Origin of the sequence: Burkholderia sp. F1, assembly GCF_050813845.1 — a bacterium.
Lineage (GTDB): Bacteria > Pseudomonadota > Gammaproteobacteria > Burkholderiales > Burkholderiaceae > Burkholderia > Burkholderia ubonensis.
In genome coordinates this window covers 3,786,554-3,803,999 of the sequence record NZ_CP172421.1, presented here as the reverse complement: position 1 = coordinate 3,803,999, position 17,446 = coordinate 3,786,554, and the positions used below count along the sequence as shown (strand labels likewise).

At 69.3% G+C, this 17,446-nt stretch carries 19 protein-coding genes; 6 read left to right on the top strand and 13 right to left on the bottom strand.

From position 1 onward, the window contains the following. Position 1: 1 nt before the first annotated feature. Positions 2 to 196, top strand: a complete 195-nt coding sequence (locus ACFIMZ_RS17935) for a DUF2905 domain-containing protein (protein WP_010090459.1) — start codon at positions 2 to 4, stop codon at positions 194 to 196. A gap of 13 nt (positions 197 to 209) precedes the next feature. On the opposite strand, the gene ACFIMZ_RS17930 is transcribed toward ACFIMZ_RS17935, so the two are convergent. From ACFIMZ_RS17930 to ACFIMZ_RS17905, 6 genes are all read right to left on the bottom strand, one after another. Then, complete coding sequence (locus tag ACFIMZ_RS17930; RefSeq protein ID WP_431820685.1) at positions 210 to 431, bottom strand: hypothetical protein; 222 nt, start codon at positions 429 to 431, stop codon at positions 210 to 212. Positions 432 to 521: 90 nt separating this feature from the next. Continuing rightward, positions 522 to 1,430, bottom strand: coding sequence for a carbohydrate kinase family protein (locus tag ACFIMZ_RS17925; protein WP_431820684.1), 909 nt, complete (start codon positions 1,428 to 1,430; stop codon positions 522 to 524). Beyond that, positions 1,427 to 2,707, bottom strand: a complete 1,281-nt coding sequence (locus ACFIMZ_RS17920; protein WP_431820683.1) for an AGE family epimerase/isomerase — start codon at positions 2,705 to 2,707, stop codon at positions 1,427 to 1,429. The genes ACFIMZ_RS17925 and ACFIMZ_RS17920 overlap by 4 nt, the downstream gene beginning before the upstream one ends. After that, on the bottom strand, positions 2,704 to 3,723 hold the full coding sequence (locus ACFIMZ_RS17915; protein ID WP_431820682.1) for a LacI family DNA-binding transcriptional regulator: 1,020 nt from the start codon (positions 3,721 to 3,723) through the stop codon (positions 2,704 to 2,706). Before ACFIMZ_RS17915 ends, ACFIMZ_RS17920 begins: the two co-directional genes overlap by 4 nt. A 182-nt stretch (positions 3,724 to 3,905) precedes the next feature. Then, entirely contained in the window at positions 3,906 to 5,741 is a 1,836-nt protein-coding gene (locus ACFIMZ_RS17910) for an EAL domain-containing protein (RefSeq protein WP_431820681.1), read from the bottom strand. 118 nt (positions 5,742 to 5,859) lie between these two features. Beyond that, a complete protein-coding gene (locus ACFIMZ_RS17905) occupies positions 5,860 to 6,903 on the bottom strand; it encodes a bile acid:sodium symporter family protein (protein WP_431820680.1) in 1,044 nt (347 codons plus the stop codon). A 363-nt stretch (positions 6,904 to 7,266) separates the two neighbouring features. Here ACFIMZ_RS17905 and ACFIMZ_RS17900 point away from each other — a divergent pair, with 363 nt between their 5' ends. The 3 genes from ACFIMZ_RS17900 to ACFIMZ_RS17890 all read left to right on the top strand — a co-directional run bounded on the left by ACFIMZ_RS17900 (position 7,267) and on the right by ACFIMZ_RS17890 (position 10,294). Next, on the top strand, positions 7,267 to 7,758 hold the full coding sequence (locus tag ACFIMZ_RS17900; protein WP_431820679.1) for a peptide-binding protein: 492 nt from the start codon (positions 7,267 to 7,269) through the stop codon (positions 7,756 to 7,758). Between the two features lie 343 nt (positions 7,759 to 8,101). Beyond that, positions 8,102 to 9,181, top strand: coding sequence for a porin (locus ACFIMZ_RS17895; protein ID WP_431820678.1), 1,080 nt, complete (start codon positions 8,102 to 8,104; stop codon positions 9,179 to 9,181). A gap of 150 nt (positions 9,182 to 9,331) precedes the next feature. Beyond that, on the top strand, positions 9,332 to 10,294 hold the full coding sequence (locus ACFIMZ_RS17890; protein WP_431820677.1) for a LysR family transcriptional regulator: 963 nt from the start codon (positions 9,332 to 9,334) through the stop codon (positions 10,292 to 10,294). Positions 10,295 to 10,404: 110 nt separating this feature from the next. On the opposite strand, the gene ACFIMZ_RS17885 is transcribed toward ACFIMZ_RS17890, so the two are convergent. Next, on the bottom strand, positions 10,405 to 11,364 hold the full coding sequence (locus ACFIMZ_RS17885; protein ID WP_431820676.1) for an NAD(P)H-dependent flavin oxidoreductase: 960 nt from the start codon (positions 11,362 to 11,364) through the stop codon (positions 10,405 to 10,407). Between the two features lie 267 nt (positions 11,365 to 11,631). On the opposite strand from ACFIMZ_RS17885, the gene ACFIMZ_RS17880 reads away from it, so the two are divergent. Then, a complete protein-coding gene (locus tag ACFIMZ_RS17880) occupies positions 11,632 to 12,528 on the top strand; it encodes an alpha/beta fold hydrolase (protein WP_431820675.1) in 897 nt (298 codons plus the stop codon). A gap of 19 nt (positions 12,529 to 12,547) precedes the next feature. Here the strand turns inward: ACFIMZ_RS17880 and ACFIMZ_RS17875 are convergent, their stop codons facing one another. Beyond that, complete coding sequence (locus tag ACFIMZ_RS17875) at positions 12,548 to 13,039, bottom strand: Lrp/AsnC family transcriptional regulator (RefSeq protein ID WP_431820674.1); 492 nt, start codon at positions 13,037 to 13,039, stop codon at positions 12,548 to 12,550. A 110-nt stretch (positions 13,040 to 13,149) separates the two neighbouring features. On the opposite strand from ACFIMZ_RS17875, the gene ACFIMZ_RS17870 reads away from it, so the two are divergent. Further along, complete coding sequence (locus tag ACFIMZ_RS17870; protein ID WP_431820673.1) at positions 13,150 to 14,052, top strand: DMT family transporter; 903 nt, start codon at positions 13,150 to 13,152, stop codon at positions 14,050 to 14,052. Positions 14,053 to 14,278: 226 nt separating this feature from the next. Here ACFIMZ_RS17870 and ACFIMZ_RS17865 read toward each other — a convergent pair whose 3' ends face one another. The 5 genes from ACFIMZ_RS17865 to ACFIMZ_RS17845 are packed head-to-tail and all read right to left on the bottom strand — an operon-like array spanning position 14,279 to position 17,351. After that, the gene (locus ACFIMZ_RS17865) at positions 14,279 to 14,476 is read right to left on the bottom strand and encodes a DUF1289 domain-containing protein (RefSeq protein WP_060112950.1); all 198 of its coding nucleotides are present in this window, start codon (positions 14,474 to 14,476) and stop codon (positions 14,279 to 14,281) included. After that, positions 14,473 to 14,979 carry a YbaK/EbsC family protein gene (locus ACFIMZ_RS17860; protein WP_431820672.1) on the bottom strand — a complete coding sequence of 169 codons (507 nt, stop codon included), beginning with the start codon at positions 14,977 to 14,979 and terminating at the stop codon, positions 14,473 to 14,475. Before ACFIMZ_RS17860 ends, ACFIMZ_RS17865 begins: the two co-directional genes overlap by 4 nt. Positions 14,980 to 15,004: 25 nt before the next feature. Then, positions 15,005 to 15,937, bottom strand: coding sequence for a hydroxymethylglutaryl-CoA lyase (locus tag ACFIMZ_RS17855; protein WP_431820671.1), 933 nt, complete (start codon positions 15,935 to 15,937; stop codon positions 15,005 to 15,007). A gap of 30 nt (positions 15,938 to 15,967) precedes the next feature. Then, positions 15,968 to 16,909: a 2-hydroxyacid dehydrogenase gene (locus ACFIMZ_RS17850; RefSeq protein WP_431820670.1), complete on the bottom strand. Its 942-nt coding sequence runs from the start codon at positions 16,907 to 16,909 to the stop codon at positions 15,968 to 15,970. 4 nt (positions 16,910 to 16,913) lie between these two features. Next, the gene (locus tag ACFIMZ_RS17845) at positions 16,914 to 17,351 is read right to left on the bottom strand and encodes a VOC family protein (protein ID WP_059634379.1); all 438 of its coding nucleotides are present in this window, start codon (positions 17,349 to 17,351) and stop codon (positions 16,914 to 16,916) included. Positions 17,352 to 17,446: the final 95 nt, after the last annotated feature.

Sequence of the window (17,446 nt, the reverse complement as noted above, 5' to 3'; positions counted from 1 at the left end):
GATGCTGCGCTGGCTGATGGCGTCGTTCGTCGCGGTGATGATCCTCACGCGCTGCTGGCCGTGGCTCGGCAAGCTGGGCGTCGGGCGGCTGCCCGGCGACGTGACGCTGACGCTCGGCGGGCGGCGCTACCCGTTTCCGTTCATGTCGACGCTGGTGATCACGATGCTGGTGTCGATGGCGGCTCGGCTCGTCTGACGCGCAGCGCGCATCACAGCTCGATCTCGCCGAGGATGCGATGGGCGAGCGCCTTCGCTTCGTTGAACGCCTCTTCCTCGTTCGGGCTCGTGCTGCCGACGTCGTACACCGTGTTGTCGGGGGTCTCCCCTTCGTCCCGGCTCAGGATCACATAGCCCTGGAACTGGCCGTGGCCGGCATGCCGGGTATGCGCCTTGGCCGTGTAGATGCCCTTCGTGAACGTGTTGGTGTCCATGATGCCTCTCCCGCAAAAGGACACTTCATCGTAGCACCGCGCCGCAACATGTACAGCACCGCTTCGTGCCGGGTTGTGCCGGACAGCGGGCTAGCGCTCCAGCAGCGCGACCACCTCGTCGAGCGTCGGCGCGTGCGCGCCGGTGTGGCGGCACGCGGCGGCGCCCGCGGCGAGCGCGAACGCGAGGTGCGCCGGCCACGGCCGCTGCGGCGCCGCCATCAGGCTGAACAGCATCCCGCCGATCGACGCGTCGCCCGCGCCGACCGTGTCGACCACTTCGACGCGCGGCGGGCGCGCTTCGTACGCGCCGCCGTCCGCATACAGCGTCGCGGCGTCCGCGCCGCGCGTCACGAAGAGCGCCGCGCGCGGATTCAGCGCGCGCAGCGCTGCGATCGCAGCGGCCTCGCTGCCGCCGAACAGGTGCCGCAGGTCTTCGTCGGACGCCTTGATCAGGTCCGCGAGGCCCGCCATCTTCTCGAGCGTCGGCCGGTACGCGGCCGTCATCAGGTTCCGGTAATTCGGGTCGAAGCTGATCTTCACGCCGCGCGCGTGCAACTCGGCGGCGAGCGCGATCAGCGTGCCGGCGAGCGGCTCGCGCACGAGGCTGATGCAGCCGAAGTGCGCCCATTTCACATGGTCGGCCCAGCCGGCCGGCAGCCGCGCCGGATCGAACGCGAGATCGGCGCTCGCTTCGCCGATGAAGAAATACGCGGGCGGCCGCGTCTCGTGGACGATCGCGAGCAGCGGCGGGCGCGCGACGCGCTGCAGGAAGCGCAGGTCGAGCCCGGCCGCGTCGCTCGCGCGCCACAGCGTGTCGGAGAAGCAGTCCTCGCCGATCGCGCCGGCGAGCGCGCTCGGCACGCCGAGCCGCGCGACCGCGCGCGCGACGTTCCAGCCGGCGCCGCCCGGCACCGACGTCCAGTGCGCGTCGCCCGCTCGCACCATGTCGGTCAGGATGTCGCCGGCGGACACGAATGCCGGAAAGCCGCCGCCGCTCATTGCGTCGGTTCGCTGCGCGCCGCGCGCGCGAGCGTCGCGAGCACGTCGTAGCACGCGCCCATCGTGTGGTAGTCGGTCTTGCCGGCGGGGCTCTTCTCGTCGCTGTACTTGCGGTTGTCGCAGGTCAGGATCCGGTACCACGCGCCGTAGCGGTGATCGACGAAATGCGTCCAGCTGTAGCGCCAGATCTCGTCGTACGAGTCCCAGTAGCGTTCGGCGCCGGTGCGCGCGCCGAGCATCGCGGCCGCCGCGAACGATTCCGCCTGCACCCAGAAGTACTTGTTGTGATCGCAGATCGTGAAGTCGGGGCCGAAGCCGTAGCAGAGCCCGCCGTGATCGGCGTCCCACGCGTGCGCGAGCGCCGCGTCGAACAGCTCGGCCGCGCGCGGCGCGAGCCAGTCGAGCGGGCGGTGCCGCTCGAGGATCAGCAGCAGCTTCGCCCACTCGGTCTGGTGGCCCGGCTGGAAGCCCCACGGCCGGAAGATGTTCGAGCTGTCTTCCTTGTTGTAGTCCCAGTCGACCGACCAGTCCGCGTGATAGTGCTCCCACACGAGGCCGCCCGACAGCGCTGCCTGGCGCCGCGTGATGTGCGTCGCGAGCTTTTCCGCGCGGTCGAGATAGGTGAGGTGGCCGGTCGCCTCGTACGCGGCGAGCAGCGCCTCCGTCATGTGCATGTTCGCGTTCTGGCCGCGGTAGCTCGACACGATCCAGTTCGGCGTCGCGTCGTCCGCGTAGAGTCCCGCGGCGGCGTCCCAGAAGCGGTGCTCGGCGAGCTCGTAGGTCGCGGCGATCAGCGGCCGCGCCTCGTCGACGCCCGCCATCGTCGCGTGCGCGGCGGCGAGCAGCACGAACGCGAGGCCGTAGCAGTGGCGCGTGCCGTCGAGCGTCGCGAGCTTCGCGCCGTCGCGCCAGTCGAGCTCCCAGTCGTAGCCTTGCAGCGCGTCGTCCCAGTGCGCGTCGCGCAGGAAGCGCAACCCGTGGCGCGTGTAGTCGAGATGGCGCGGATCGCCGAAATGCCGGTACGCCATCGCGTAATTGAAGACGAACCGGCAACTGCTGACGAGGTGCCGCGACGTGCGGTTGTACACGCTGCCGTCGTCGCGGAAATAGTGGTAGAAGCCGCCCGTCGGATCGAGCGCGTTCGGTGCATAGAAGCGCAGCGTGTCTTCGACGTGCGACAGCAGGAACGACGGATCGCGGAAGCTCGCGACGAACGGGGCCGGTTGGGCATGCGCGGCCGGCGTCGCCGGGGCGGGTTGGACCGGGGGCGTAGTCATGATTCGGTGCTCGTGGCGGTGACGGGGGCCCGTGTCGCGGCGGGCCGGCTGCTGGCCCGCACGATCAGCTCGACGGGCAGGCAGATCTCGATGTGCTCGGGGGATTCGGCCAGCAGCAGCTCGACGCCGCGGCGGCCAAGCGCTTCCTTGTCGACGGAGAGCGTCGTGAGCGGCGGGCTCGCGTGCGCGGCGGCGGGGATGTCGTCGAAGCCGACGATCGCGATGTCGTCCGGCACCCGCAGCCCGCGCGCGAGGCACACGCGCTGCGCGGCGAGCGCGGCCGCGTCGTTGTACGCGAACACCGCGTCCGGGCGCGGGCCCGGCGCGTCGAGCAGTTGCTGCATCGCGCGCGCGGCGCCGGTGTCCGGGTCGAGTCCGGCGTCGATCGTCACTTCGTAGGCCGGGTCGAACAGCCGCCCGGCCTCGAAGAACGCGCGCCGGTAGCCGATCGCGCGCTGCGTGATGCTGTAGTGCGCGGGCGAGCCGCCGATGAACGCGATGCGCGTGCGGCCGGTGGCCAGCAGGTGGCGCATCGCGAGCGCCGCGCCGGTCGCGTTGTCGATGTTGACCGAGCGCAGCCCGGGCGCCCACAGGTCGATCAGCACGAGCGGGCGGCCGGTCGCGGCGAGCGCCTCGATCGTCTCCGGCTCCATGAAGCCGGCCACCGCGATTGCGTCGGGCGCGTGCGGGCGCATCTGGCGCAGCACGTCGTCGTTCGGGCCGACGGTCAGGAGCGTCGGCACGATGCCGCGCTCGCGGCACGCGTCCTCGACGCCGTGCAGCACGTGCGAGAAGAACGGGCTGGCGGGAAAGCGGTTGTGCTGGCGGTGCAGCAGGAATGTCAGCCGGCGGATGCGCGGCCGCAGTTGCGCGGGATCGTAGCCGAGGCGCTGCGCGATCTCGACGATGCGCGCGCGCGTGGCTTCGGACAGGCCGGGCTGGTTCTTCAGCGCGCGGGACACGGTGCCGATCGAGACCTCTGCCGCCCGCGCCACGTCGCGAATGGTGGTGCCCATCGTTCGGAAATCCGGTTTGTTTAGGGTGACGGCGATTGTATAGTAAAACGCATCGAGAAAATCGCGCCGGATTCCCGGGGAATACCCGTAAATACGCGAATTTAAAGCACTAATCTGCGCCGGCGCTTTTACTAAAAATACTAAACAGGCGCGGCAAAAGGCAAGGTATCCGCGCGTGGCGCTCAGTGCCGTGTCGCGGGCGGTTCGCCGCGCGCGAGCAGCGCCGCGCGGCCCGCGTCGAGATCGACGACCGCGAGCCCGTCGGGCTGCTGCTTCGCGCGCCGTTTCGCGAGCGCCGCGACCGACGCGATTTCGTCGCTGCCGTAGCGCATCGCGCGGTGCGCGCCCGCCGGCACGCCGACCGCGCCGATCGCCATCGTCACGAAGCCGAAGAACGCCGGGTTGCCGTGGCGGTCCTCGCCGCGCAGGCCGCCCGCGCGCTGGTCGGTCAGCGTGTAGAAGCGCTGCGCGCCGTCGTTGAAGCGACCGATCGCGGCGGCCGCGCGCGCGTGCCAGTCGTCGCTCTGGAACAGCACCAGGAAATCGTCGCCGCCGACGTGGCCGAGGAAGTCCCGCTGCGGATCGCAGATGCCGGCCAGCACGGTCGCGGCGTACTTCAGCACCTCGTCGCCCTGCCAGTAGCCGTACTGGTCGTTGAACGGCTTGAACTGGTTCAGGTCGACGTAGCACGCGTGGAACCCGGCGTCGCGCGCGAGCAGCCGGTCGATGTGCGCGCTGATCGGAATGTTGCCGGGCAGGAACGTCAGCGGGTTCGCGTAGCGCGCGGCCTCGATGCGCATCTCGGTCACCGCGCGCACGAGGCTCTCGCCGGTGCCGAGCCCGACGTAGCGGCCGTGCTCGGTGATCACGAAGCCGTCCGCGAGATAGCGCTGGTCGTTGTTGGCGAGCAGCAGCGCGAGCTGTTCGACCGTCGTCGCGTTCTCGATCATCAGCGGCGCGTCGTTCGCGAACTGCAGGCACGGCTTCTTGCCGAACACCTCGCGGTGGTACGGCAGCGCGAAGCGGTCCATGAAGCTGCGGCGGTTCACGAGCGCGACGGGCCGCTCGTGCTCGACGAGCGCGACCGCGTGCAGCTCGGGCATCCGGTTGAACAGCGCGAGCACGTCGTTGCTGGTCACGTCGCGCGGCAGCGCAGGCGCTGCGACGAGCATCTTCGCGGCGACCGTGCCGCTCGGGCGGGCCGCGCGCGACGCGTCCGGAAACACCGCGATGTGCGGCGCGCGGATCGCGTCGCGCGCGGCGGGCGCGACGACGCGCTCCGGCTGTGCATGCGGGCGGCCGAGCAGGAAGCCCTGCACGCAGCAGATGCCCATGTCGCGCACGACGATCAGGTCGCGTTCGTGCTCGATGCCTTCGGCGATCAGCGTCGCGCCGCTCGCATGCGCGAAGTGCTGCATCGCCCTGACCGCCTCGAACTTCAACGGGTCGCGGGCGATGTCGTGGATGAAGAAGCGGTCGATCTTCACGACGTCGGGATGCAGGCGCAGCCACAGGTTCATGCTCGCGTTCGCGGTGCCGTAGTCGTCGAGCGCGAACTGGATGCCCGCGTCGCGCAGCGACGCGATGGCCGGCACGACCTGCGCGAGATCGGTCGTCGCGTTCTGCTCGGTCAGCTCGATCACGATGCGCTCGGCGGCGATCTGCGCGCGCTCGAGCAGCGTGCGGGCGTGCTTGCGTTCGCGCGCGAGCTGCAGGATCGCGCCCGCGCTGAAGTTGAGGAACAGCTTGCCGTCACAGCCGAGCGCCGCGAACGCGTCGAGGCAGGTGATGGCGGCCGCGTGTTCGAGCGCGATGGTCGTGCCTTCGCGCGCCGCCTGCGCGAACAGCGCGGCGGGCGGCTCCAGGTCGGTGCCGCGCGGGCCGCGGATCAGGCCCTCATAGGCGATGACCGTGCCCGAGCCGAGGTCGACGATCGGCTGGAACACGGCGGCGAGCGCACGATCCGCGATCAATCGCGCGGTGCGGGCGGCATCGGGAGCGGCGGGGGTGGCGGGCATGGCGGGACGGCCAAAACGTCGGAACGCCCGGCTTAACGGCACCGCGCAGGAGAATTGAATGAATTTTCGTGAAACGATGCGCCATGTCGGTGCATCGCCGCGAATCATGGCCGCCGCGTCAGCGCTTGCCGGCGCTCAGCGCGCCCGGCGCGGACGCGATCCGGCCCGGCGTGGCGCCCTCGTCGCCCGGTTCGTCCAGGCTGCGCGCGCCCCAGCGCTGCGCGAGCGCCGCGCAGGCCATCAGCTGGATCTGGTGGAACAGCATCAGCGGCAGCACGATCGCGCCGACCGCGTGCGCGGAGAAGATCACCTTCGCCATCGGCACGCCGGCGGCGAGGCTTTTCTTCGAGCCGCAGAAGATGATCGTGATCTGGTCGGCGCGGTTGAAGCCGAGCCGCTTGCTGACGAACGCGGTCAGCAGCAGCGCGATCGCGAGCAGCAGCAGGTTGACGGCCAGCAGCCCGGCGAGCGCGCGCGGCGGAATCTGGTGCCAGAGGCCCTGGTCCACGGCCTCGCTGAACGCGACGTAGACGACGAGCAGGATCGAGCCCTGGTCGACGAAGCGCAGCACCGCGCGGTTGCGCTCGATCCAGCCGCCGATCACGGGCCGCAGCAGCTGGCCGGCGACGAACGGCACGAGCAGCTGCATCACGATGCTGCCGACCGTGCTCCACGGCGACGCGCTTGCCGCCGACTGCGTCGTGATCATCAGCCCGACGAGCGCCGGCGTGACGAAGATCCCGAGCAGGCTCGACGCGGACGCCGCGCAGACCGCGGCCGGCACGTTGCCCTTCGCGATCGACGTGAACGCGATCGACGACTGGACCGTCGACGGCAGCGTGCAGAGGAACAGCACGCCCGCATACAGCGCCGGCGTGACGAGCGGCTGCAGCACCGGCTTCAGCGCGAGGCCGAGCAGCGGGAACAGCGCGAAGGTGCTGAGCAGCACGACCGCGTGCAGCCGCCAGTGCGTAGCGCCCGCGACGATCGCCTCGCGCGACAGCTTCGCGCCGTGCAGGAAGAACAGCAGGCCGACCGCGATGTTGGTCGCCCAGTTGAACGCGTGCGCGGCCGGGCCGCGGCACGGCAGCAGGCTCGCGAGCACGACGGTGCCGACGAGGGCGAGCGTGAAGTTGTCGGGGAGGTAACGGGGGCGGGCCATCGGAATCTCGATCGGGTCGATAGGAACGCGTGCCGCGCACGCGTGGACGCCGCACGCGCGGACGCCGCTATTTTCCCGGCTGCCGATTCAAACCACAAATTCATTGTATGAATCGATTGATGAATCGAGTGAATGCCGTTCGGCCGATCCAGCCTGTCGCGCAGGTGACGAAAACAGCAGAAGAATGTGCTGCGGCGATCCGTCCCCGACGTGAAAAACCTAGCAGTAACATGGTGTTACACCGATGCCCCAGACCTAACACTTTTTGGCTCGACACGATTTCGCCTCGCTCATAAATTACTGCTGAAAGGCTTGCGCCCGCCCTGGACGGGGCTCGCGGCAGGCAAAACCAGGCTCTGAACAATGACGGATCGGGTGAAACGGAAGATCGGACGATGGGCGGCAGGCGTGCTCGGCGTGCTGCTGGTGCCGCTTGCGCTCGCGCAGCCCCCGCACGGCGGACACGGGTTCGGCGGCGGCGATCGCGGCCCGCGCGCGTTCGGTCAGGCGTCCGGCGGCCCGCCCGTCTGGCGCCATGGGCAGTGGGGCGGCAACCCGGGAGCGCGAATGGGGGCGGCCGGCGCAGGCGTGAAAGGCTACGGCCCCCGCTGGGGCCTGCGGCCGACGCCGTCGTACGGCCACTACGCCGCGCAGAGCCCGTATCGCCCGATCAGCGCCGACGCGCGCCAGGTGCCGCGCCCGTCGGGCGGCGGCAACATGCCGCTGCGCGCCGGGTCGATCCGAGCCGACGTCGCCCGCTACAACGAGGAGCGCGGCGGCCGCCCGCTGCCGCCGCCGCGCGTGCAGGAAGAGCCCGCGCATTCGCCGTATTTCTCGCCGTTTTATCGAAACTGAGCGCGCCCGCGTTCTGTCCCCCGCCGACTGATGCGAATTCGCCACAGTCGCGCATCGATTTCCGCTGATTTTCCCGCCGCATTGCGCTATCTTTCGCGCCCGGTTCGCGCGTGACGCGCCGCCGAGCCGCCGCGTGACGAGCTCGCGCGTTGCCGCCGCGCCCCGTCTGTTCCCGAACCGCCGCCGCGAAGTTAATGCCGCTGCTATACCCGCAATAAGCACACGCATTTTTGACCGGAAAAATGATCCGCAAAGATGGCTGCGCCCCAGCACGACGCAAGCGGCGGCCCCTATAACAACGCTCGCGCCGCCCGATTTCTTATCGACAATACCTGGAGATCCCATGAAAGCATTTGCCCGCCGTGCGTCGAGCACGTCCGCCGCGCTGGTCGCGGCCGCCGCCTGCGTCGCCGCCGCGCCCGTCCACGCGCAATCGAGCGTCTCGCTGTACGGCCAGGTCGACGAGTGGGTCGGCGCGACGAAATTCCCGGGCGGCGATCGCGCATGGAACGTGTCGGGCGGCGGGATGTCGACGTCGTACTGGGGCATGCACGGCACCGAGGATCTCGGCGGCGGCTACAAGGCGATCTTCACGCTGGAGAGCTTCTTCCGCGCGCAGAACGGCCAGTTCGGCCGCTTCAACGGCGACACCTTCTTCGCGCGCAACGCGTACGTCGGCGTCAGCTCGCCGTACGGCACGGTGACCGCCGGCCGCCTGACCACGCACCTGTTCCTGTCGACGATCCTGTTCAACCCGTTCTTCGACTCGTACGTGTTCTCGCCGATGGTCTATCACACGTTCCTCGGCCTCGGCACGTTCCCGACCTATCCGAGCGACCAGGGCGCGGTCGGCGATTCGGGCTGGAACAACGCGGTGTCGTATACGTCGCCGGCGTTCGGCGGCGCGAACTTCGGCGTGATGTACGCATTGGGCAACCAGGCGGGCGACAACGGCGCGAAGAAGTGGAGTGCTCAGTTCAACTACGCGAGCGGGCCGTTCGCGGCGACCGCGGTGTACCAGTACGTGAACTTCAACAATGCCCCGCGCGACCTGGGCTCGCTTCCCGGTGTCACCGGCATGAAGAGCCAGGGCATCGCGCAGGTCGGCATGACCTACGACCTGAAGCTCGTGAAGCTGTTCGGCCAGTACATGTATACGAAGAACGACCAGGTCGCGGGCAGCTGGCACGTGAATACCGGGCAGGGCGGCGTGACGGTGCCGCTCGGCGCAGGCTCCGCGATGGCGTCGTACGCATACTCGCGCGACGCGGGCGGCCTGAACCAGACGCGCCAGACGTGGGCCGTCGGCTATGACTATCCGCTGTCGAAGCGCACCGACGTCTACGCGGCGTACATGAACGACCATATCAGCAGCCTGTCGAACGGCAACACGTTCGGCGCCGGCATTCGCGCGAAGTTCTGACCCCGCGGGCGAGCCGCTCGCCCCCTGTTTTTGTGCCCGAAACGGCGCCGCTGTGTGCGGCGCCGTTTTGCTATTGTTGACCTTTCAGTTTCCCAGCCTTTGTTACTCTGTTCGTAATTGCACGGTTTATTTCAATTGCGAGCCAGTTCGATGGATACCCTCGTCAGCATGAATGTGTTTCGCTACGTCGTCGAAGTCGGCAGCTTCGTCGGCGCGGCCGAGCGCATGCAGATGTCGGCGGCGATGGCGAGCAAGCACGTGATGCATCTCGAGCAGCAGCTGGGTGCGCGGCTGCTGCATCGCACGACCCGCCGCGTCGCGCCCACCGAGGCGGGGCGCGAATACTACGAGCGCCTCGTGCAGGCGCTGTCCGAACTCGACGAGGCCGGGCAGGCGGTCGGCGCCGCGAGCGTCGTGCCGCAGGGCCGGCTGCGCGTGACGTCGCTGTCCGCGTTCGGGCTGCGCCACGTGATGCAGGCAGTCACCGACTACGCGGACCGCTACCCCGACGTGACGGTCGAGATCACGCTGTCCGACCGCGTCGTCGAGCTGATCGACGAAGGCTACGACGTCGCGGTGCGCGCGGCGCCGAGCGGGCTGAAGTCGTCGTCGCTGGTCGCGCGGCAGATCGCGACCGCGCACATCATGCTCGTCGCGTCGCCCGACTATCTGGACAAGCGCGGCACGCCGCAGACGATCGCCGATCTCGCGAACCACAACTACCTGCGGCGCGACACGAACGCGACGATGCTCGATGCGATGGTGACCGACGCGGCCGCCGCGTCGCGCGTGAATCTCAACGGCAACTTGATCGTCAACCATCTCGAAGGGCTGCGCGCGGCCGTGCTCGGCGGCGCGGGCATTGCGCTGCTCGGCACCGAAGTGGTCGGCGACGACCTCGAGGCCGGGCGTCTCGTGCCGGTGCTGCTCGACGCGGTGCCGCCGCGCGAGCTGCCGATCTACGCGGTATACGCGAGCCGCCGCCATGTGTCGGCGAAGGTGCGCTCATTCGTCGATTTCCTCGCCGCGCGGTTCGAGAACGAGTCGCTGTGCCCGTCGATCGAGGCGCGCCTGCGCGTGCTGCCGATCACGCGAATCAAGCGCACCGGCTGAGCGGCGCGCTTTCGTCGAAGGAAAGTCGCAGCAAACAAAAAGCGCGAACGCCGTGAGGGGTTCGCGCTTTTGTTTTGCGTGACGCGTCCGGGTTGCGGTGACGCGCCGCGTCAGCGCGCGATGCCGAGCCGCGCCTTCGTGTCGTCGTACTCGCGCTTCAGGCGCTCGACGAGCGTCGCGACGCTCGGCAGGTCGTCCATCAGGCCGACGCCCTGGCCCGCACCCCAGATGTCCTTCCACGCCTTCGTCTTGTCGCCGCCGAAGTTCATCCTCGTCTTGTCGGATTCGGGCAGCGCGTCCGGGTCGAGCCCCGCTTTCTCGATGCTTTCGCGGATGTAGTTGCCGTGCACGCCGGTGAACAGGTTCGTATAGACGATGTCGGCGGCCTTCGCGTTGAGGATCGCGTGCTTGTAGTCCTCGACCGCGTGCGCTTCCTGCGTCGCGATGAAGCGCGTGCCCATGTACGCGAGGTCGGCGCCCATCGCCTGCGCGGCGAGGATCGAGCCGCCGTTGGCGATCGCGCCGGACAGCACGATCGGGCCGTCGAACATCCTGCGCACTTCGCCGACGAGCGCGAACGGCGACGTCGTGCCCGCGTGGCCGCCCGCGCCGGCCGCGACGAGGATCAGCCCGTCGACGCCCGCTTCGAGCGCCTTCTGCGCGTGCCGCAGGTTGATCACGTCGTGCAGCACGATGCCGCCGTAGCTGTGCACCGCGTCGACGATCTCGCGCGCGGGCGCGCGCAGGCTCGTGATGAAGATCGGCACCTGGTGGTCGACGCACACGCGGATGTCGTGCTCGAGCCGCGCGTTCGACTGGTGGACGATCTGGTTGACCGCGATCGGGCCGATCACCGCATCCGGATGCTTCGCCTTGTGGTCGGCGAGTTCGGCCTGGATCTGCGTGAGCCATTCGTCGAGCAGTTCGGCCGGGCGCGCGTTGAGCGCCGGGAACGAGCCGACGATGCCGGCCTTGCATTGCGCGAGGACGAGTTCGGGATAGCTGACGATGAACATCGGCGACGCGATGACGGGCAGCGTCAGATGCTGAAGGACGGCGGGCAGTGCCATGTGGTGTCTCCTGATACTGATCCTGATCGTGGCTGTACGCGGCAGCGCGAACGGCGCTTCGAGTGTAGCCGGTGCGGCCGCCGCGCAGGTCTGTCGCACATATTAATACGAACGATCGTGCGTTTGCATGCGAGCTTAGCAAAGCGTGCCGCGCTCAGGCAATCGAGTGAGTGCTCTCTTTCTACGAATTCGGGTATCCACGTCGCTGTGCGGTTGCGAACGCGCTCCTACAATAGCCGCCTATAACAAACCAACGAGAAACAAACCATGTCGTTCGAGACATTCGCTCCGTTTCGCGTAACGGTGCAGGACACCGACATCTTCGGTGTCAAAGGAGGCGCGGGGCCGCCGCTTCTGCTGCTGCATGGCCATCCGCAGACCCACATGATCTGGCATCGCGTCGCCGCGACGCTCGCGAATCATTTCACGGTGATCGCGACCGACCTGCGCGGCTACGGCGCGTCCGGCAAACCCGCGAGCGACGCGCAGCACGCGCCGTATTCGAAGCGCGCGATGGCGGCCGACCAGGTCGCGGTGATGCGGCAGTTCGGCTTCGAGCGCTTCTACGTGTGCGCGCACGATCGCGGCGCGCGCGTCGCGCACCGGCTCGCGCTCGATCACGCCGATGCGGTCGAGCGGATGATGCTGCTCGACATCGCGCCGACGCTCGCGATGTACGAGAAGACCGATCGCGTGTTCGCGACCGCGTACTTCCACTGGTTCTTCCTGATCCAGCCCGAGCCGCTGCCGGAGACGCTGATCGGCGGCCACACCGACGCGTACATCGAGCGCGTGATGGGCAGCCGCTCGGCGGGCCTCGCGCCGTTCGCGCCCGACGCGCTTGCCGCGTATCGCGCGGCGCTCGCGCAGCCGGGCGCCGTGCACGCGATGTGCGAGGACTACCGCGCGTCGGCGACGATCGATCTCGAGCACGACCGTGCGGATCTCGAGCGCGGCACCAAGGTCGCGTGCCCGCTGCGCGTGCTGTGGGGCGCGAACGGGATCGTCGAGCGCTGCTTCGATCCGCTCGACGAATGGCGGCACGTCGCGCGCGACGTCAGCGGCCGCGCGCTCCCTTGCGGGCACTACATTCCGGAAGAGGCGCCGGTCGACCTGATCGACGAGATGCTCGCGTTCTTCGAGGCGCGCGACCCGGCGGCCTGATGCTGGCGGCGCGCGCGCGTCACCGTTGCGCCGCGTCGTCGTCCGAAAGCGGCGGCAGCCGGCGCGGCACCGGCGTCGACTTGACGATCGCGGTGCTCGTCTCCGCGCGCTCGGTCACCTTCGCGAGGATGCCGTCGAGCTGCTCGATCGAGCGCAGGTAGAGCCGGCAGATGAAGCAGTCGTCGCCGGTCACCTTGTCGCATTCGACGAATTCGGGGATGCGCCGCAACAGCTCCTCGACGAGATGCAGCTGGCCGGGCAGCGGCTTCACGCGGACGATCGCCTGCAGCGTGTAGCCGAGCGCGCGCGGGTCGAGCTCGACAGTGAAGCCGGCGATCACGCCTTGCGCTTCGAGGCGCCGCACGCGGTCCGCGGTCGCGGGCGCCGACAGCCCGATCTGCCGCGCCAGCTCGCTGGTCGCGATGCGCGCGTCGTCGGCGAGCGCGGCGAGGATCGCGCGGTCGGTCGCGTCGAGCGCGGCGACGGACGGCGGGGAAAGGCGTTTCGTCATGATCACTTTGCTTTCGAAGGTGAATCGGAAGATTCGCTTCAGTTTATCCGTGGAGATCGCGAAAGCAAGTTTCTAGAATCGAAGTCATCCGATCCTTCAACGGGAACATCATGGCTTCGAACGAAATTCGCCGCGGCGCCGCCGAAATGGTCGTCGCGATGCTGATGTCCGGCACGATCGGCTGGCTCGTGATGTCGTCGCGGCAGCCGCTCGCCAACGTCGTGTTCTTCCGCTGCGTGTTCGGCGGCGCGACGCTCGCGCTCGTCTGCGCGGCGCTCGGGTTCCTGCGCCGCTCGCTGTTCTCGTGGCGCATGCTCGGTCTCGCCGCGCTCGGCAGCGTCGCGATCGTCGCGAACTGGCTGCTGCTGTTCGCCGCGTATTCGCGAGCGTCGATCTCGATGGCGACCGCCGTCTACAACACGCAGCCGTTCATGCTCGTCGCGCTCGGCGCGCTCGTGTTCCGCGAACGGATCACCGCGTCGACGCTCGTGTGGCTGCTGCTCGCGTTCGTCGGCCTCGTGTGCGTGGTGCGCGTCGAGCCGGCCGTGCTCGCGGTGCCGGGCGAGTATCTCGAAGGCGTCGCGCTCGCGCTCGGCGCGGCGTTCCTGTACGCGGTGTCGTCGATCATCGCCAAGCGCCTGAAGGGCACGCCGCCGCACCTGATCGCGCTGCTGCAGGTCGGGCTCGGCGTCGTGATGCTCGCGCCGTTCACCCGCTTCGACACGCTGCCCGCGACGCCGTCGCAATGGTTCGACCTCGTCGTGCTCGGCATCGTGCACACGGGTGTGATGTACGTGCTGCTGTACGGCGCGATCCAGAAGCTGCCGACCGCGATGACGGGCGCGCTGTCGTTCGTCTATCCGGTCGTCGCGATCGCGGTCGACCGCGTCGCGTTCGGGCAGACGCTCGCGTGGACGCAGGTGCTCGGCGCGCTGTTGATCCTGCTCGCGGCGGCCGGCGTCAATCTCGGCTGGCGCATCGTGCCGGCGCGCCGCGCGGTGGCGGGGCACTGAAACGGTCGTGCGATTCGGCTTGCCACGATGGCTTGCCGCCACGGTTCGTCGCTACGGAGCGAAAAACGTGCCGCGCGCGCACGTGAAACAGGCTGTAAGAAGTTGTAGGGAAACACCCGATGCGATGCAGTCGACGTCGCTCGTATGATGCGTGCTGTGACGTTGATCACGTTCACAGGATTCCGATTCGAGATGCCGTTCGCCCGTCAGGTTGAACGGCATTTTTTTATGCGTCGCTTGCCGCGAGCGTGCGCCGTGCGTCGAGCCGCGCGAGCACCGCGCGCTTCGCGTCGTCGTCCGACGCGCGCCATCCCTTGATCTCGTCGCGGGTGCGCAGGCAGCCCGCGCACCATTCGGTGCGCGGATCGATCTTGCACACGCCGGTGCACGGCGATGCGACGGCGCTTTGCGGCACGTCGCTCATGCGGTCTCCCGCAGCGCGACGTCGGCAACCGGCGCGCCGGTCAGCGTGACGAGCTCCTGCGGCGACAGGTTGAACACCGCATGCGGATGGCCGGCCGCGGCCCACAGGCTGTCGAGCGCGAGCAGGTCGGCGTCGATCAGCGTGACCGGCTCGACCAGATGGCCGATCGGGCACACGCCGCCGATCGCATAGCCGGTGTTGTCGCGCACGAACTTCGCATCCGCGCGGCCGACCTCGCCGACCTGCGCGGCGACCTTGTGCTCGTCGACGCGGTTCGCGCCGCTCGCGACGACCAGCACCGGCGCGCCGTCCGACCGGCGGCGGAACAGGATCGACTTCGCGATCTGCGCGACCGAGCAGCCGAGCCCGGCCGCCGCCTCGGCGGACGTCTTGCCGGTTTCGGACAGCATCACGATGCCTTTCTCATGGCCGCGCTCGCGCAGCAGCGTCGCGACGCGTCGCGCGGAATCGGGAAGGGAGTCGGGTGAAGTGGGTGTCGTCATGTGGGGGAATCCGTGGAAAGTCAGGTCAGGCACAGGTCGAGGCGTCCGCCGCGCTCTGCGCCTTCGCGAGCAGCGCGCGGCCGGCGCGCGACACGTTCGCGCGGCCGATCGCGTTCGAGATGAATTCGCCGGCGGCGACCACCTGCGCGAGATCGACGCCGGTGTCGATGCCGAGGCCCTGCATCAGGTACAGCACGTCCTCGGTCGCGACGTTGCCGGTCGCGCCCTTCGCGTACGGGCAGCCGCCGAGGCCCGCGACCGACGCGTGGAAGATCTCGATCCCCTCGAACAGCGCCGCGTAGATGTTCGCGAGCGCCTGCCCGTAGGTATCGTGGAAGTGGCCCGACAGGCGCTCGCGCGGGAACACGCGCGTGACCGCCGCGAGCACCTCGCGCGTGCGGTGCGGCGTGCCGACGCCGATCGTGTCGGCGATGTCGATCTCGTCGCAGCCGAGCGCCGCGAAGCGCTCGACGACGTCGACGACCGACGCGACCGGCACGTCGCCCTGGTACGGGCAGCCGAGCGCGCACGACACGCTGCCGCGCAGCCGCAGGCCCGCGTCCTTCGCGGCTTTCGCGACCGGCTCGAAGCGCGCGATGCTCTCGGCGATGCTGCAGTTGATGTTCCGCTGCGAGAACGCCTCGCTTGCCGCGCCGAAGATCACGACCTCGTCCGCGCGCGCGGCGAGCGCGCCCTCGAAGCCCTTCAGGTTCGGCGTGAGCACCGAGTAGACGGTGCCGGCGCGCCGTTCGATGCCGGCCATCACGTCGGCGCCGTCGGCCATCTGGGGCACCCATTTCGGCGACACGAACGACGCGGCCTCGATGTTGCGGAAGCCGGCGCGCGACAGGCGGTCGACCAGCGCGATCTTCACGTCGGTGGGCACGAAGGTCTTTTCGTTCTGCAGCCCGTCGCGCGGGCCGACTTCGACGATCTTCACGGCGGTGGGGAAGGGCATGACTGTCTCCTTGTCTTTGGAATGCGCGATTCAGTAGCCGCGCGCGTAGTCGACGATCCCGCTGACGGGCTCGCCGCGCTCGAACGCGCGGATCTTGCCGGCGATCTGCTCGACCGCTTCCGCGCGCAGCGTCTCGGCGGCGTTGTGCGGCGTGATCGTGATGCGCGGCGCGCGCCAGAACGGATGGTCGTCCGGCAGCGGCTCGTGCTGGAACACGTCGAGCGTCGCGGCGGCGACGCGGCCGCTCGCGAGCGCGTCGAGCAGGTCGGCTTCGACCAGATGCGCGCCGCGCGCGACGTTGATCACGTATGCGCCGGGTGCGAGACGCGCGAACGTGCGCGCGTCGAGGATGCCATCGGTGTCCGGCGTGCTCGGCAGCAGGTTGACGAGCACCTTCGCGCCGTCGACGCACGCGTCGAGGGCGCCGTCGCCCGCGAATGTCTCGATGCCGTCGAGCTGCTTCCGGCTGCGGCTGTAGCCGCGCACCGGCAGGCCGAGCCCGGCGAGCGCGCGCGCGACCTGCGCGCCGAGCACGCCGAGGCCGAGCACGGCGACCGCGAAGGTCGCGCGCGGATGCGGCTCCAGCGCCTGCCAGCGGCGCGCACGCTGCTGTTCGGCGTATTCGTCGAAGCGGCGCAGGTAGCGCAGCACCGCGTGCGTCACGTACTCGACCATCTGCTGCGCCATCCCGGAATCCTCGAGCCGCACGAGCGGCACGTGCGGCGGCAGCGTGCCCGGATGCGCGCGTTCGAGCGCGAGCAGCGCGTCGACGCCCGCGCCCAGGTTGAAGATCGCGCGCAGGCCGTCGCGCGGCGCGAACAGCTCGCGCGGCGCGCGCCACACGAGCGCGTAGTCGGCGGCGGCCGTGTCGCCCGGCTGCCACGCGCGCAGCTCGGCTTCCGGCAGCGCCTGCGCGAGCTCGGCGCGCCATGCGCCGGCATCCTCGTACGTCGAATGGAACAGGACCTTCATGGCGTCACTTCGCGAACAGCTGGCCGATGTCGGCGAACGCCTTGAATTCGAGCGCGTTGCCGCACGGATCGAGGAAGAACATCGTCGCCTGCTCGCCGACCTCGCCCTTGAAGCGGATGTGCGGCTCGATCACGAAGCGCGTGTGCGCGGCCTTCAGCTTGTCCGCAAGTGCGTGCCATTCGTCCATCGCCAGCACGACGCCGAAATGGCGCACCGGCACGTCGTCGCCGTCGACCGGATTGACCGCGCTCGCGCCCGTTTCGTGCGGCGCGAGATGCGCGACGAGCTGGTGGCCGAAGAAGTCGAAATCGACCCAATGATCGGAGCTGCGGCCTTCCGGGCAGCCGAGCAGGCCGCCGTAGAACGCACGGGCGTCTGCGAGGCTCGACACGGGAAAGGCAAGATGGAACGGGCGCAGCGCGCCGGCGGGCGTAGCGGGCATCGGGTGTCTCCTTTCTGGAACCTCACATTCTACGGTTTCGCGGCGGGTTGCGTCGGCGGGCGGGGGCGCGATCCCGCCCGCCGAAAAGCAAAGCA

What these genes read in the sequence shown, in the direction of transcription:
- ACFIMZ_RS17885 (WP_431820676.1), bottom strand. Translation starts at nt 11,364, where the DNA reads ATGGCACTGCCCGCCGTCCTTCAGCATCTGACGCTGCCCGTCATCGCG.
- ACFIMZ_RS17930 (WP_431820685.1), bottom strand. Translation starts at nt 431, where the DNA reads ATGGACACCAACACGTTCACGAAGGGCATCTACACGGCCAAGGCGCAT.
- ACFIMZ_RS17900 (WP_431820679.1), top strand. Translation starts at nt 7,267, where the DNA reads ATGACGGATCGGGTGAAACGGAAGATCGGACGATGGGCGGCAGGCGTG.
- ACFIMZ_RS17855 (WP_431820671.1), bottom strand. Translation starts at nt 15,937, where the DNA reads ATGCCCTTCCCCACCGCCGTGAAGATCGTCGAAGTCGGCCCGCGCGAC.
- ACFIMZ_RS17870 (WP_431820673.1), top strand. Translation starts at nt 13,150, where the DNA reads ATGGCTTCGAACGAAATTCGCCGCGGCGCCGCCGAAATGGTCGTCGCG.
- ACFIMZ_RS17905 (WP_431820680.1), bottom strand. Translation starts at nt 6,903, where the DNA reads ATGGCCCGCCCCCGTTACCTCCCCGACAACTTCACGCTCGCCCTCGTC.
- ACFIMZ_RS17910 (WP_431820681.1), bottom strand. Translation starts at nt 5,741, where the DNA reads ATGCCCGCCACCCCCGCCGCTCCCGATGCCGCCCGCACCGCGCGATTG.
- ACFIMZ_RS17925 (WP_431820684.1), bottom strand. Translation starts at nt 1,430, where the DNA reads ATGAGCGGCGGCGGCTTTCCGGCATTCGTGTCCGCCGGCGACATCCTG.
- ACFIMZ_RS17860 (WP_431820672.1), bottom strand. Translation starts at nt 14,979, where the DNA reads ATGACGACACCCACTTCACCCGACTCCCTTCCCGATTCCGCGCGACGC.
- ACFIMZ_RS17875 (WP_431820674.1), bottom strand. Translation starts at nt 13,039, where the DNA reads ATGACGAAACGCCTTTCCCCGCCGTCCGTCGCCGCGCTCGACGCGACC.
- ACFIMZ_RS17865 (WP_060112950.1), bottom strand. Translation starts at nt 14,476, where the DNA reads ATGAGCGACGTGCCGCAAAGCGCCGTCGCATCGCCGTGCACCGGCGTG.
- ACFIMZ_RS17845 (WP_059634379.1), bottom strand. Translation starts at nt 17,351, where the DNA reads ATGCCCGCTACGCCCGCCGGCGCGCTGCGCCCGTTCCATCTTGCCTTT.
- ACFIMZ_RS17895 (WP_431820678.1), top strand. Translation starts at nt 8,102, where the DNA reads ATGAAAGCATTTGCCCGCCGTGCGTCGAGCACGTCCGCCGCGCTGGTC.
- ACFIMZ_RS17935 (WP_010090459.1), top strand. Translation starts at nt 2, where the DNA reads ATGCTGCGCTGGCTGATGGCGTCGTTCGTCGCGGTGATGATCCTCACG.
- ACFIMZ_RS17890 (WP_431820677.1), top strand. Translation starts at nt 9,332, where the DNA reads ATGGATACCCTCGTCAGCATGAATGTGTTTCGCTACGTCGTCGAAGTC.
- ACFIMZ_RS17915 (WP_431820682.1), bottom strand. Translation starts at nt 3,723, where the DNA reads ATGGGCACCACCATTCGCGACGTGGCGCGGGCGGCAGAGGTCTCGATC.
- ACFIMZ_RS17920 (WP_431820683.1), bottom strand. Translation starts at nt 2,707, where the DNA reads ATGACTACGCCCCCGGTCCAACCCGCCCCGGCGACGCCGGCCGCGCAT.
- ACFIMZ_RS17880 (WP_431820675.1), top strand. Translation starts at nt 11,632, where the DNA reads ATGTCGTTCGAGACATTCGCTCCGTTTCGCGTAACGGTGCAGGACACC.
- ACFIMZ_RS17850 (WP_431820670.1), bottom strand. Translation starts at nt 16,909, where the DNA reads ATGAAGGTCCTGTTCCATTCGACGTACGAGGATGCCGGCGCATGGCGC.